The sequence below is a fragment of the Paenibacillus sp. P36 genome (assembly GCF_045866505.1).
Classification (GTDB): Bacteria; Bacillota; Bacilli; order Paenibacillales; family NBRC-103111; genus Paenibacillus_E; species Paenibacillus_E chondroitinus.
On the sequence record NZ_AP038372.1, the window covers coordinates 7,532,187 to 7,546,946 of the forward strand.

Consider the following 14,760-nt stretch of genomic DNA (forward strand, 5'->3'; position numbering starts at 1 on the left):
CTTTTCTAATCTTGAGAAGCAACGCAAGCCTCAGATGAAGGAGCTGGAACATGAGCATGATTGGAGATTTGTTGGGTTCATTGAAGTGGTTCACTGTTTATGAACTGCTGTTATTTGCTATCATTTTAACTGTGTTAGTCTGGTATGCCGTGCCTATTCAAAAATATGTCAGATGGTTTGATTTTTTGCCTAGTGCTGGTCTCCTTATTGCAATTGTAAGTGTGCTAAGTGGTGATACGACCCTAATAGCGTTAATATTCTACGCAGTTGCCGCGATTCTGTTCTTATGTACGATTAAGAAGGTATTTAGACCGGTTCGTCACATCCCCGTGCCCAAGTTCAGAACATTAAGAGTCATCCTGTGTCTACTCGGTATGCTTCCTCTTGTCTTTTCGTTGCTACTGGCGGGTGAGTCACGTTATAATCCAGTGAGCCATTTCAGTCATATGGGTTATTCGCGAGCATTTGTACAGTTGAATGAGCGCCTATCCCGGGAGTACCCGTTTGGTGATTGGAAAAAGATAGACTGGGCAGCAATGAAAGATAAGTACGAACCTCTATTTCAACAAGCAGAACAGCAAAAGAACAAAGATTTATACTATACAACGTTAAGATCGTACCTTTATTCCCTTCGAGATGGGCATGTCAAAATCGTAAATGAGAAATTGTTCGACGATAATCACATTTTTAAACAAGAAGTCGGCGGTGGTGTTGGTCTAAGTACGATCCAATTAGATCAGGGCAAGGTAGTAGTCAATTTGCTCTTAGCGGGCAGTCCAGCTGAACAAAGCGGCATCCAGCTTGGAGCTGAGATCATTTCTTGGGATGGAAAAGAGGCACAAGAAGCTTATCAAGCCACCTACTGGAGCGAAAACCCGATGGCTACGGATGGAGACCGGAACGATAATCAAGGAAGGTTTATGGTAAGAACGTCCATTGGGAAAGAAGTCCAGGTAGCTTTTAAAAACAAAGGGGAGACTGAAATAAAAAAAGCAACTTTAATGGCTTATGACGACAATTACGAGACGCTAAAGAAAACAAGAGTCAAACTAAATAAAACGGATGCGCCGGTGGAAGGCGAAATCCTAAGTAACGGATATGGCTATGTGAAGATCAGATATTTTCTTCCAAGCACGACAATGCCTCATCCGGATAAAGTCTTGGGAGCCAAACTAAAAGAGTTTCAGGAAAAGCAAATAAAGGGTCTCATTATTGATGTTCGTGATAATCCGGGCGGCAGTGATGATCTGGTTACTGCAATGGCAGGTTATTTTGTAAATAAGCCGAAACTTTATGAGTATGTAAGCTATTACAATCGTCTGGCTGGCAAGTTTGAAATCAATGCCATTGAAACTCGTATAATCAAACCTGCCGAGCTTTACTATGGCGGTAAGTTAGCTATTCTGATCAATCAACGAACAGGAAGTTCCGGAGAAGGCCTGCCTCTTGTGATGAAGGGCTTGCCCCATGCTCGAATTGTTGGATTTACCTCTACAAATGGATCCTTTGGGGTTGTTTCAAGCCCTATTCAAATTGAAATGCCGGAAGGCTTTCTCTTGCAGCTGCCGGATGGCAGGTCGCTAAATCAAGATAAAAAGATTCAAGGAGATAGTGACCATAAAGGGCAAGGCGGCGCCATTCCCGATATTGACATTCCCTTAAATGAACAGACTTTCGAGCAAAAATATGTACAAGGACAAGACGTTGAGCTGAACTATGCGATTCAAGCTATGGAGAACATGCAGTAAAACTATCCGGCATACCAGAACAGACCGTACTCCGTCATTACAGAGGCGTGCCCCATTTGGCGCAGCATCGCTGTAATATTTCCCCGGTGATAGGTGCCGTGATTGACCACTTGAAGAAGCATTTCCGCACGGCTGGTTTCCCGCACCCCTGCATAAGGATTATCCAGCACAATCGTTTCCTCCAGAGATGCTTGCTCATCCAAGTAGGCTTTGAACCTCTCCGATAATTGAACATACATCATTTCAAGCTCCTCCATGCTCTTGGACTCCGCATCAGCCGTCAACGGGACCGAATCCGCCATGGCTTCGTTCATGCTTTTACCTTGCATCATGTCTAACCAACCGGCATCCACAACATAGATGTGTGCGATCACCTTCGACACCGTAGGAAAAACACTTTGAATCTCGCGTGTGTACACATCTTTTCCCAACTTTTTCAAGTGGGTCAACATCGTTTGATTCGCCCATACATGGAAATCGTACATGTTCCGTATTTGCTGAGTCATAACTATCTCTCCTTTGGCTCAAGGCCATTTCTCATTGTTACCATCATCATACAGGAGGATCCCTGACAGCATACTGTCAGTTATTATTTCAGAAAATTGTTTTATTTTTCCTGTTTTTAATTTTCGTGATAGACTAGAAAGTATCCTGCTTTCATGTTTCATATAGCCAGGCTGCGAATAAAAAACATAGGATGAATAAGGGACGGTGATGGCAAATGTCCGGGATTAAACCCAACATGGATACCCGATCAGCAGAAGCTTTCTTGCAGCAGTTTTTGAATAAACCCGTGACCGATGTGCGGCCGATTGAGCAAGGCGAAGTGAGCAAAGTGTTCAGCTACTCTCAACACAATGAGGAATTTATCATTCATTTTAACAGTGGCCGTGAAGGGTTTGTCAGAGAGCGTTATGTGCATGAAACATTTTCACCCCAGGGTCTGCCGGTTCCTCGTGTGCTGGAGATTGGCCGTGCGAACGAAGAGCTATGCTTTTCCATTGCCGAAAAGGTACCAGGACGTACCATCATCTCCTATCCGGAAGCCGAGATTAGGCGGATTCTTCCCGATCTCCTCCACCATTTTAAAAATATGAATGAAGTCCAGCTTGGTGAAACCAAAGGGTATGGCTGGATTCAACCTTCGGGAGACGGCACTCACGAGACTTGGCCTGACTTCCTGGCTTCCTTCTTTCGGGAAGAGCAGACGGGCTTTTGGCATAACTGGTATACGCTATTTACGGACACTTTCTTGGAAAAGGATGTTTTTCAACGCTTATATGACATCATGATGGAGTTGTCGACCTATTCACCGCAGCAGCGATATCTCGTGCACGGCGATTTCCATCTGGGGAATATGCTGACGGACGGGCATTGCGTTACGGGGATCGTCGACTGGGAAATGGCCTTCTATGGCGATTTCGTGTTCGACTTGGCGACACAGCATCTCTGGACGCCACAGCTGCAAATTCCAGAAATGGTGCGCAGCGCTTGGGCCAGCGAGGGGCGAGACATTCCGCATTTCGAGGAGCGGTTGAAGTGTGCGCTGCTTTTCAAAGGCGTAGACGGCCTCCGATTTTATGCTAAAAAAGGCGATCGGAACGCATATGATAGTGTGAAGGCGGAGCTTTTGCGATTGGTGGATTGAGACAAAAAAGAGCTAGGCGATTTGAATTCGCTTAGCTCTTTTATTATAGCGTCCTGGTTACAATGTCAAACCCACTCTAATGATCGACAACTCTTTAGACTTCACAGTCCCCCGAATTAGGTCATCCCCCTCCAGCCGCTCCACTTGCACCGGAAGATCATCCCACAGCTCTGTTACACTCGTGATTCCCAAGCTTGTGCTTTTCAACAAATCCCCACGAATCTCTTCATCGGTATCATTGTAAATTGTATAAATAATGCTCGTACCATCATCAGATGGGAAGGCATTGCAGAACAATCCACTCTGTAGGGTCGGATACAACGGAACAGGATTTGAGCTTTGGTAGTTCGCCTTATGCTCCCGCCAGATGTGCTTCCACTTCTTAATGGCTGCCTGCTGCAGTTTATTATAGGGCAGCCAACTGCCAAAAACATCCTGCCAGACCAGTATGCCGGTACCATTAAAGATAGCCCGTTTAATGAGCAAATCCTTGCGAATGCCTACATGCCAACGCGAAATAATCGGCGAGAAATGCTCGGTCATCACATATCGGAAGATATCGGTTTCCGGCATCGATTCCTTATTTTTAAACTGGTTCCACGAACCCGTAATGATTTCAATTTGATGTTTCTTTTTCGGTCGCCCTTCGGAACAGAACACGAAGTCAGGTTTGATTTCATGAACAGCATCACGGAAACTGTCAGGAACACTGTCCATGGTGTCTAGGAATACACCGTCAATATTCGTTTCTCTTACGATCTCCACGATACTCAGGGTGGACTGTTTCACCGACTCGTCAAAGCCAATATCCCAAGGTTTAAAAGGTAAAAATACTTTTACGCCGCGCTGGTGGAATTGCTCAACCGTTTTTGTCAATCCCGGCATGCCGCCAGGAAACTCCCCGAAAAACTCCCACTGATTTCTACTGTCTACCCCAAGCCGCGGATATTGATGCCATAACAGCACGGAATCGTAGCCACCGAATGCTTCTCCTTGCTGGAGTAAACGTTCCACATCGATCTGATTCTTCTCAAAATCATACGCTTCTTTGCTGAAGATATACGTAAAATGCTGCAGGAACGTATCTTTATACCATTTTAATTCCGGCCGCTCATACTCTTTAAAAGATATCGGTTTACGAGCATTCTTCCTCCAACTAGTGAAGAACTCCACCCACCCGCGTTTGATCGCCGAGAACTTGATTTCCATCACATCCGCTGGCACCGGATCAGGACGAAGCAGCAAGCGATGATGTTTAAGCTCTGCAAGAGACGTGATTTGTTTTAATTCCATGTTGCGGTTTTGCACCCAAATAAACCAATATTCGTTCAAATTGGGGAACTCCAGGCTGAAACCGTGCTGCTGGCTGGGGTGAAAAATACCGAGCGGCATCGTAAACTCAACGTGCATCTGCATGATGCTGCTGCCATCTCGTTTTGCTTGCGGGTTAGACGGAAAATAGTAATGATTTGGCTGCTCTTCGTCCCATCTAAGGTTCGCCAGGAATGGCATGTGTAAGTAAACTTCCTTCGGCCCCATTTCATCCCATGTAGCGCCAAGCTGAATCAGGTATCGAATCGATTGATCTTCCAAATGATGAAGAAAAATGACTTTGGCCATCAATTCATCTTGCCCACATCGAATCGATAGTGAAACGGATACCAGTTCTTCCGTTTGATCACCGCCCGATTCCATTCCCGTAATAAGCCACTGGCTGCAAGGAAGCAGGTGCCCCCCTTCAAGCTCCATCGTGAACAACTCAGCCTCTTCAGCCGTCAGTTCAGCCCGCTGAAGGATGGCACTATGAAACACTTGATGCAAAGAGAGATGACCGTCATGCTTGATGGCAAACCCCATCTTCTCATTTTTAATTGTGGTGATGTAAGTGGCTTTATCGCTCAAAATCATCGTGTCACCTCGTAAACGCAGCGGAAACCAACGGTTTCACAGCGGTTTAACCCTTCATTCAGCAGTTGGAATTTCAGATGATAATCTGTCGGATGTGGACCGCCCTCCGCATGCCATGTATGTGGCGCTTTATAGTAGGATCCTCCCCGCAAAAAAGTGAATTTGTGCTGCTCATCGTTTACGGTATCCTCCATCCATTCCCAGGTATTACCGGTCAGATCGACACAACCATAAGGGCTAATGTTGGAGGCAAAAGCATCGACCGGCATCGTATCCGAACCGGAAGAATGGCACTTCTCGGCGTGAAAGTGATCGCCCCACGGCCACTTTAATTTCTGGCTGCCTCCTGCCGCGAGCTGCCATTCCGTCTCCTTCGGAAGCCTTCCGCCTTTCCATTTGGCATAAGCTCTCGCATCCTCTTGGCTGACCCAGATGACCGGATGATTCTCTTTGCCCTGAGGGATGCCGTTTTCTTGCCAATGCTTGATGAAGTTGTGACTGTCCTCAGGATAATAGCCGCTTTCATCCAGAAACTGTTTGTACTTCTCATTCGTAACAGGGTATTTGTCTATATAGAAAGCCTCTACCGTAACCAGAAAGGGGCCGTGATCACACTGGCAATCCCCTTCCATTATGCGATGTTGAACACGATAAATGTACGACGTTTCCGGAATGAACACCCGATTGTCATCTCCAGTATGAAATTCCATTGCTTTCACCTCTCTATTCATGGGTAAAAGTGGGGCTTGCGCCCCACTTGCCGTCAGTTGTTTATTTAATCGTTTTGTTTGCGTATTCTGTCATTTCTTTACCGCCTGCTGCGTTCCACTCTTGAACAAACTTATCGAAATCGGCCGCGCTTTTCTTGCCCGTTACGAGATCCGCTGCAAACTCTTTGTACTTGGCAGAGGCAGCATCCCACTTGGCAGCGAGTTCAGCAGGAATCACAAAGCTGTTGTCTTTGGTCGACATGGAAGCAAACATTTGTAGAGATTTACTTGCCGGCTCAGAGAAATATGGTGTTGCTGGATCAAACTCTTTATCCGGTTTGAAGTTCACTGTTGACTCTACAAAGTGCGGGAACCACGCGGCAAATTTGTCCGTTAATTTGATTTTGTTATTGACGATTTGGTATTCGTCGCCTTCAACGCCCAGCTTATCCAGCATCTGACCTTTTTGGCCGGCCATATATTCCAGTACCGCAAAGGCCATTTCTTTGTTCTTGGATGTCTTGGCGATGGCAAAACCGCGGCTTTCTTTGCTGATATCAACCGGGGTATATCCTTGCGCTTTCCCTTTCGCCGGCGGCAATGTCATGACTTTGGCGGCTGCTCCATTTTGACTAATTGATTTGTTATTGTAGATGTCGATTACCTTGCCTTGCGTACCTGCCATGATAGCGGCTTGACCATCATAGAAGGCTTTCTCTTTCGTATCCCACTTCTTGGTCAGGAACTCAGGATCTAGCAAGCCGTCTTTGTACAATTTTGCGTAAAATAAGAGCTTATCTTTTTCAAACTGTGTTGTTTTACCGTAAGTAAATTTACCGTCGTCCCCTTTGATCCATGTGGATGTCAGGCCGAAGGATTGACCGAACATGACGTCAAGCTCATCGAGTGTCCCGGCCACTGTGTAGACGTATTTAGCACCGCTTTTCTCCTTCAAGTCTTTGAAGAAGGTATAATAGTTGTCGCTTGTCGGATTCGCAAGCAGGTCTTTGCCCGATGCGGTTTTATCAAACCAATCCTGGCGAACCACAGGTACAGCGCTATTCGGAGGCGACAGCCATAGCAGATATGGATAGTTCTTCATTCTTTCTTGGTTATAAACATTCATCGATGCCTTCACATTCGTCGACTTATCGATAAAAGGCGTCAAATCTTCCAGAATTTTTTGCGTTACAGCAAACTGGTAGTCGCCGCCTTGGAAGTAAATAAGGTCAGGAATATTACCGCTTTGCAGCAGCAGGCCCAGCTTCTCCGAGTAGGTTCCGCTTTGAACAGGAACAATTTTCAGCTTAATGTTTTTGCCTTCCGCTTTCATTCCTTCTTCGATGCCTTTCACCAGCTTCTGAACGCCGGGGTCATCTCCCATTAAATCTTTCGCTACGATGGAAAGTGTGACCGGCTCTTTACTCGCATCCCCTGCGCTTGTTGCTGCAGGAGCGGACGTTGGAGCTGCTGTGTTGCTGGAAGACTTGCCGCCGCCGCTGGAACATGCGGTTGTTACAACCATTAAAGCCGAGACCACCATGAGAAGTGCCTTTTTCATTCTATTTCCTCCCTTTTTTGTCTTTCTATTATTCTTTGAAGCCGTCTTCCATACTTCATTCATATCGTAGTCGTGCCTGCCAGTAGAAGAATGGGATCCGGAACGAGAATCGTCATTGATGTTCCTTTAGCTTGTAGCCGCTTACAATTCAGTTAAAGCGATTACACGAACAAATTTGGGTAATTGGATGATCCAATTAGGAGAGACGGATAACCTTCATCCGTTTTTTGGCTATTTCATTTGAATATTTTGTTTGACCTGCTTCAAGTGGTACAGCAGCGTTTCTTTGGCTTTAAGCGGATCTCTCTCTTTTATCGCCTGAAAAATGTTAAAATGCTCCTTATACACTTCGTTTCTGCGACCAGGTATCTCAACCGTCTTCGTAGCCGTTCTTTTCAACAAATCCATGTTAAGATCGATGAGATTCACCAGCACCACATTATGTGTAGCCTTAGCTATGGATAGATGGAAAGCTTGGTCTGGAGAAACGGGATCATCCGATTCCGTGTCAATGGTACCCCATTTTTCGAGAGCGCTTTCAATTTCTAGAATATCCTGTTCGGTTGCTCGCAAGGCTGCCAATTCCACGATACCGGTTTCAAAAATTTCTCTAGCCTCCAGCAGCTCAATAATCGTAGCTCTCTCAATATTATCGAGGATTCTCGTTTTATCTTCCGCTTTGCTGAGGTTCTTGTTAAGAAAACGGCCGCCGCCGGGACGAGTTTCAATCAGCCCTTCTCGTTCGAGAATCCGGAACGCTTCACGCAAAGTTCCGCGGCTGATTCCAAATGCTTGGGCAAGCTCTCTTTCCGTAGGCAAAACGTCTCCAGGCGCAAGGTTGCCTTCAAGAATCAGTTTTTCGATCTGCTCAATGACATCCTCATACACTCTGTGGTACTTGATTTTCTTTATTGTCATGATGAGTACCTTCCGTCTGGCAATATGCTGAGAATTGGATCATCCAATTACCCACACTTTTATAGTAGTAAGTAGCTCAGATTGTGTCAACAGTTATTTTGACCCTTTTGGGCGCAGCCATGCGCCTTGGAGTGCCCGTCCTCATATAAGGAGACTACGGATTTTCTCCGTAGTCCTGTTAAGCACTTCTAGCGATCCTTTAACCCGGCTCAGTTAACGTAGAAGCAAAAACTACCGCTATTTCGAGCTGCACTGTGGCAGGGAACGAATAACGGTAGAATCTAAATCACAGAAAATAGCAGGAGCAATCGGCGTTAATGGTAACCCGCCATCTTAAACAAAACGAACCGCCCCAAGAGCCGGCCTACAACCGCTGCTTGCATCCACCTGCTCAGGTACAAAAGACACGGAAATCTTGTGCATTTTGTCCCAAGATGAGAGCCCTGTGCCGCCTGCACTGCCAAACGACTGCCTTGCCAGTCGTACGTCTATCCAGCCGAGCACTCCCTTTACCTCACTCACCCAAACAATCTGTCCCGCTTGATCCGGGCGATAGAAAACCGAAATCTCCCACACGCCCGGAACATCCGTGTACAGCCTGAGCTGCAGCTGCAAATGGTCTTTGTCCTCTTGCATCATCGGATCGACCGGCTTATGCGTGACCAGGGCGAACCTCATGCCCGGTTCGTCCAAAGCAAGCGCCTTGCCTCCAGACGGATCATCCACAAATACATAGCGGAAATCGGTGTCGTAAGGCTCCGTCCGCTGCTCCGGACAATGCCATCCATCCAGCCCGTGAGTGAAATCAGCCAACTCCGGGGTTAAAGGCATACCGGATGCAGCAGCTCCCAGATAAATGGGCGAGAATCGCAGAGGGAAGCTGCTCGTTTTTACGCCATCCGCATAAATGGCATCCACATAAACGAAACCGCTTATTCCAGGATCAATAACCGGGATTTCTACGCTGAAGCCGCTGTCTGGCGAACAGTCGATTTCCTTCACATGCCAGTATCTGCCCGGCGGAAGCACTTCGCTCCAGTCATACCAAGACCAGCAAAAGCGGAGCTTCTGAGGTAGCACGGATAGCTCGTCAGCGCCAAATTCGGCGGTCACCCGCAAGGCTCCCTCGTGAACCGAAACCACAGCCGCCGGGGCTTGCGGCCAATGCCCGTCACCTTTGACCAAGGCATCCATCCAGCAATCCAAGGTAGCGCCTGCCCAGCCATCCAGATGATGGTTTTGATTGGCTGCGAAAAACAACCCGCGCTTCGCCTTCGGAAGGTGGGCAGCTCCTTCACAAATCGCGTCCATCCAGCCCCAATAGTCATTCGTAGCTGACATGATCAGCATTGGCGACTGTTCCCGCTCGGCTAATCTCCAACCGCTAAGCAGCTGCTCCCATTCGTAGGTATCTTCCAACGTGTGTGGCCTGCGAACATTACGGTTCAGCCGTCCTGGCGACATATGCTTGCCACAGCCATAAATAGGAGCCGCCGCCTGCAAACGGCTATCCCAGGCGTTAAGCAGTCTCGTTACCGTGCCTCCTCGGGAAATACCGAAAGCCCCCATCCGATCCGCGTCCACTTCTGGCAGCTGAGCCAACCACGTAACCATCTTTTTCGCATGAATGAGGCGCGTGAACATGACTGATTGCAGCGGGTCAAACTCCTCTTCCATGTCTTTCGTAGGCATGTCTGCCAAATCAGAGTAATGCGCCTGTCCAGAGAGTTCCTCTTTCCAATCGTAACTAAGCGCGACATACCCTTTACTCGTCCAATGCCGGACATGCTCCAAATTCGCCGTCTGCGAACCTCCCCCGTGGATGTGCAGCATAGCAGGAAAAGGCGTTTCCCCATAAGGAACGCCTATCCAGAAATACGTTTTCACCCACTCGCCCGGGATAAGCTCAGTCTCCAAAAACATAGCAGCATACTCACCATGCTCATCTGACCTCCGCTCCACCGTATGAATACGGTGTTCACCTAAGTGCTCGGCAGTTTTTAACAACTCACGAAAACGGATCTCCCCTGATCTCATCATAGACCTGCAAGCTCCGATAAATACGGGATCGAATGCTGCGCGCCCCTCCGGGTAACCGAAATGGAAGACGCATGCTGCGCAATGTTTACCGCTTCATCGAGGGATTTACCTGAAGTAATCATAGCTGCAAGCGTCCCTGAGAACGTGTCTCCAGCAGCTGTTGTATCTATGGCCTTCACTTTACGGCCTTCCATGTACACATTCTCGGTGCCGTTATAGTACACAATGCCCTTCTCGCCAAGTGTAATCAACGGGAAGCGAATCCCTTTGCCGCGTAAAATATCCAGCGCCGCAAAAGCATCCTCCGTGGTTTTCACTTCCACATTCGTGTACAACCGGCACTCGATCTCATTCGGTGTGAAATAATCCACACCATCCAAAATCTCATCATCGAGTGGAACGGCAGGTGCCGGATTTAAGAAAATCGGCACCTTGCCTTTCACAAGTCGAATGGCTTCATAGACGGTTTCCAGTGGAATTTCCAGCTGCAGCATGACTGCTGAAGCTGCGAGCAACTGATCTTTGTAGCTTTCAATATAGTCAGGTTTAACCAGGTTATTGGCGCCGCCGTCAAGAATGATCGCATTATTCCCATCGCAAACCGTAATCGCGGCTACACCTGTTGTAACTTCAGGTTCAATTCCTACATAATCAGTTTTCACACCGAACCCTTTGAGGCTGCCGATCAACGATTGCCCAAAAATATCGTCGCCAACTTTCGCCATAAACCAGGTATCAGCGCCCATTTTTGCGCAAGCAACTGCCTGATTGGCCCCTTTGCCTCCGGCGGATAGCATAAATCCATCGCCCCGCATTGTTTCGCCCATCTCTGGAATACGGCTAGTCTGCATGACCATATCCATATTTGCACTGCCAATTACGATTATTTTCATAACGTTCCCCGATCCACCCACAAATTCAAATTTCCGTAAATCTAATATGTTTAAAATAAGTTCTCGCTGCAGTTCTTGTGCTTACACCAAACATACCGTAATCGAATGTATCGTCAGTGTGCTTCAAAACTTCTTGCCCGTCAATAGCAAATGTTAGGGTATTTCCCTGCACCGTCACTTTGAAATCATAATCTTTGCCCAGCTGCCAAGGGAACTCCGCACCCGCCAGCTTCGTGAACCCGAAGTTGTTGATATACAGAGACACTTGATTCGCTCCGTCAAATCCTACGTGATAACCTCTCATTGCGCCTTGCGCACGAACAGCCACTAAGTGGGAATGTCCGCTTTGAGGGTTGAGCTGAACAGATACGGAGTAATCTTTGGCAAAATAATTACCTGTGTAGGCTTCGCTTGGCTCCGCCGTCATGAGATACATAGCACCATTCTCCAGGCTCCAAGCCCCGTTGTTATGCGCAAATGGCGTGATGCAGCCGAAGTTGCTCAATTGCTTGTTGAAATCAATTGTGTAATCTGCGTTGCCATAAATCCGGAATTCATCGATGAAAATGCGTCCCAAGCTTTTCGGCTTACGAGTCGAATAAGCTTCCAACACGATACCGACTTCATCAATCAGTTCGCCTTCGGAATCCGGGAGCACAAATTCAATATGCACCCACTCTTGATCAACGAGCTTCACATAACCTTGTACAAGCTCTTTTTTGCTTTTGGACAGGCGCACATAAGGTGCGATGCCCATTGTTTCGTTGCCGCCCCACTGATCCAAGAAGATTTGCATGGATACTTTTTGACCGGAGGATGCTTTAGGCGCAAATGTCGGTGAATATCTTTCGTCACTGAAATCATCGCGTGTATAAAATGGTTTGTAGAATACTTTTGATTTTTCCCCACGAACCATGCGGTCAAAGACGACCTCCAGAGAGCCTGTTCCTTTGAAGGATTTCTCCGTGGAGTGCTTTGCCTGACAGAAAAACGGATCCGAGATACGGATGTTATGTGTGGATCCCGGCAGTTCGAAATCGAAATAAATATCGTGCTCCGTGAAGCTCTCCACAAGGCCTTCCGGGCAAGGAACATTCGCCAAGCGATGTCCGAGAATAGCCAATTCTTTCGCGTAAGTCGGAATATCAAGAATGTTCATGAAACCCGAAATCCCTGACATTACGATGGAGTCGTTGATCGGTTTGCGATACTTATCCGCAATACCTTCCAAGCCACAAGCTACACCAAGCACAGTACCAACGTTACCAGCGTTGCAATCCGTGTCCCAACCGCACATTGTTGCAATCTCAACCGTTCTGTTGAAATCACCTTGGCCGTAAATCATGGACAGTACGCAGACGCCTGCATTAGGAATGATGTGGCATACGCCGGTATATTTGTCGTAACCCCAGTCTCTTTCCAGCATATCTCGGCATGCTCTGAAATCATTCGGATGCTGCGCGTGGAACGCAAGAACTGCTCTGGACACTTGAGCATAAATCGAGTCAGCTGGAATTTGAGCCAAACCGGCTTCAATAATTTCATTGATATCGCTTGTTTCGAATGCTTTGGAAATAGCTGCGCAGAAAAATCTCGCGCCTAACACGCCTTCGCCATCATGAGAAACGCGAGCTGCCGCTTCACCGAAATCGGCCGCTTTTTTCGGATTGCAAGGATTGACAAGACCCCATGTGTCGATGAAAATTTGACCGCCGATTTGTTCGGCGATAATAAGTCCATTTTGCTCAATCGAACCGGACTGTGGAGCTTCAATGCCTTTTTTCAAATTGATGTAGGCTGTATGCTCTGTACTTACGCCATAACCGCCCCACCAGAACATCCCGATCCCCTCACGGGCATAGTTCAACCAAGCGCGAGCGACATCGTTAGGCGTAATATCGCGGTCTTTCGCATCGTCATACAGCGCGCGCAAGAAGTAGAAAGGACCATTCGCATCGTCGTCCGCCGCAAAGTTTTTAAATTCTTTGACATAGTCGGTAATGTCACCATATGTGCTTTGTATTCTTTCATAAGTCCAAATCGTCGGTTCTACCGGAGCGCCCAGTCTTATGCCAATGTTCATACCTAAGTAACCTGAATAAAGTTTTTCCAAATAATTAGAAGGAATCAACGATTACACCACCTTTTAAATAATAGAACGAATCTGTTGTTGTCTACGGTTGCTCAGTGCAAGATCTTGCTCAATAATAAATGAGGCTGCTTCAATAAATTCATTGCAGTGTTTCTCGATTTCTTGCTTATTAATCTGTTCAATAATCGCAATTTCATCTTGCGGAATAGCCGCAACACCATGCATAGCTCCAAGAATGGCACCAGCCATAACACCAATAGAATCCGTGTCGCGTCCCGAGCTTACCCCGTCTTTTACAGATTCCAATAAATCCCCATCATGCAAAATAATGTAAGCCAATGCCAAAGGAAGTTCCTCAATCGAGAATAATCGACTTGGGGTATAGTGGTTAGAAGGAATGCCTACTTTATGAATGCTTCGATTGACATCATCGCCCATTGGCGAGTATTTGGCCATTGCCGCATGCAGCTGCGCAACAACTTCAGCCCGATTATTCTTGATTGGCTTGAGCGAACGAGCGGTGTCACACAGGTCTTGAATCGCTTGCTTCGTACCATCTTTTGCATACGTTAAGGCTGTTTGAATGATATCTTCTACCGTCACACCGGGTTCAAAAGCTTTCGCAACACAGGCAGCCAGTACGCCCGCCGCTTCCAAGCCATAACTGACTTGATGACCGGATGCAAAAAGGATCGCTTCATCATACGCTGCCTTCGGATTGCAGGCATTCACCATGCCGATCGGCGAGATATACATGGCAGCACCGCAGTTAACCATATTGCCATAGCCGCCTTCACGAGGCTCGCAATTGGCAAGCACATGACGGTTGAAGATATGCTTCTCCGGATAAAACAAACGGTCCATCACCATCGCGACTTTCCCCAACTCCGGAATGTATTTGGGACGGAACGAGATTTCTTTGACAAACTCATTAGCCAGATCGTAAGCGTCTAAATGGCGGCGTTCAATGCCGTATACATTCATAAGCGCTAGCGTCATGAGCGTATCATCAGTAACGATGCCCTCGCCTCTCATTCTGCCGAGTCTCTTGTCTTCCGACCAATCCGCTTTCCACCATTTGGTCATCGTCGTTTCAACCCGACCATACTTTTCATAAATTTCATTAAACGTCATTTTCTCAACGACAGCGCCCATTGCATCGCCATACGCCGTACCAAAAACAACGCCTTTCACTCTATCAGCAAAAGTAACCATTTGACTTACTCCCTTCTACAGGGAGTG

11 protein-coding genes are annotated in these 14,760 nt (G+C 47.2%); 2 read left to right on the forward strand and 9 right to left on the reverse strand.

What is annotated here, in order from left to right; genetic code table 11:
* Positions 1-56 precede the first annotated feature (56 nt).
* Entirely contained in the window at positions 57-1,748 is a 1,692-nt protein-coding gene (locus tag ACKTT9_RS33040; RefSeq protein WP_407869330.1) for a S41 family peptidase, read from the forward strand.
* Positions 1,749-1,750: 2 nt separating this feature from the next.
* Here ACKTT9_RS33040 and ACKTT9_RS33045 read toward each other — a convergent pair whose 3' ends face one another.
* Positions 1,751-2,254 (reverse strand): DinB family protein, encoded by a 504-nt coding sequence (locus tag ACKTT9_RS33045; protein WP_407869331.1) that lies wholly within the window; start codon positions 2,252-2,254, stop codon positions 1,751-1,753.
* Between the two features lie 236 nt (positions 2,255-2,490).
* Between ACKTT9_RS33045 and ACKTT9_RS33050 the strand changes: the two genes are divergently transcribed.
* Positions 2,491-3,396 (forward strand): phosphotransferase family protein, encoded by a 906-nt coding sequence (locus tag ACKTT9_RS33050; RefSeq protein WP_407869332.1) that lies wholly within the window; start codon positions 2,491-2,493, stop codon positions 3,394-3,396.
* A gap of 57 nt (positions 3,397-3,453) precedes the next feature.
* Here the strand turns inward: ACKTT9_RS33050 and ACKTT9_RS33055 are convergent, their stop codons facing one another.
* From ACKTT9_RS33055 to ACKTT9_RS33090, 8 genes are all read right to left on the reverse strand, one after another.
* Positions 3,454-5,304, reverse strand: a complete 1,851-nt coding sequence (locus tag ACKTT9_RS33055) for a hypothetical protein (RefSeq protein WP_407869333.1) — start codon at positions 5,302-5,304, stop codon at positions 3,454-3,456.
* Positions 5,301-6,014 (reverse strand): formylglycine-generating enzyme family protein, encoded by a 714-nt coding sequence (locus tag ACKTT9_RS33060; RefSeq protein ID WP_407869334.1) that lies wholly within the window; start codon positions 6,012-6,014, stop codon positions 5,301-5,303. Before ACKTT9_RS33060 ends, ACKTT9_RS33055 begins: the two co-directional genes overlap by 4 nt.
* Positions 6,015-6,075: 61 nt before the next feature.
* On the reverse strand, positions 6,076-7,575 hold the full coding sequence (locus ACKTT9_RS33065) for an extracellular solute-binding protein (protein ID WP_407869335.1): 1,500 nt from the start codon (positions 7,573-7,575) through the stop codon (positions 6,076-6,078).
* A 231-nt stretch (positions 7,576-7,806) separates the two neighbouring features.
* Positions 7,807-8,493 (reverse strand): FadR/GntR family transcriptional regulator, encoded by a 687-nt coding sequence (locus ACKTT9_RS33070; protein WP_407869336.1) that lies wholly within the window; start codon positions 8,491-8,493, stop codon positions 7,807-7,809.
* 333 nt (positions 8,494-8,826) lie between these two features.
* The gene (locus tag ACKTT9_RS33075) at positions 8,827-10,533 is read right to left on the reverse strand and encodes a dienelactone hydrolase family protein (protein ID WP_407869337.1); all 1,707 of its coding nucleotides are present in this window, start codon (positions 10,531-10,533) and stop codon (positions 8,827-8,829) included.
* Positions 10,530-11,426, reverse strand: a complete 897-nt coding sequence (rbsK, locus tag ACKTT9_RS33080) for a ribokinase (RefSeq protein WP_407869338.1) — start codon at positions 11,424-11,426, stop codon at positions 10,530-10,532. The genes ACKTT9_RS33075 and rbsK overlap by 4 nt, the downstream gene beginning before the upstream one ends.
* A gap of 25 nt (positions 11,427-11,451) precedes the next feature.
* Positions 11,452-13,557 carry an ADP-ribosylglycohydrolase family protein gene (locus tag ACKTT9_RS33085; protein WP_407869339.1) on the reverse strand — a complete coding sequence of 702 codons (2,106 nt, stop codon included), beginning with the start codon at positions 13,555-13,557 and terminating at the stop codon, positions 11,452-11,454.
* A gap of 15 nt (positions 13,558-13,572) precedes the next feature.
* The gene (locus ACKTT9_RS33090) at positions 13,573-14,733 is read right to left on the reverse strand and encodes an ADP-ribosylglycohydrolase family protein (RefSeq protein ID WP_407869340.1); all 1,161 of its coding nucleotides are present in this window, start codon (positions 14,731-14,733) and stop codon (positions 13,573-13,575) included.
* Positions 14,734-14,760 lie beyond the last annotated feature (27 nt).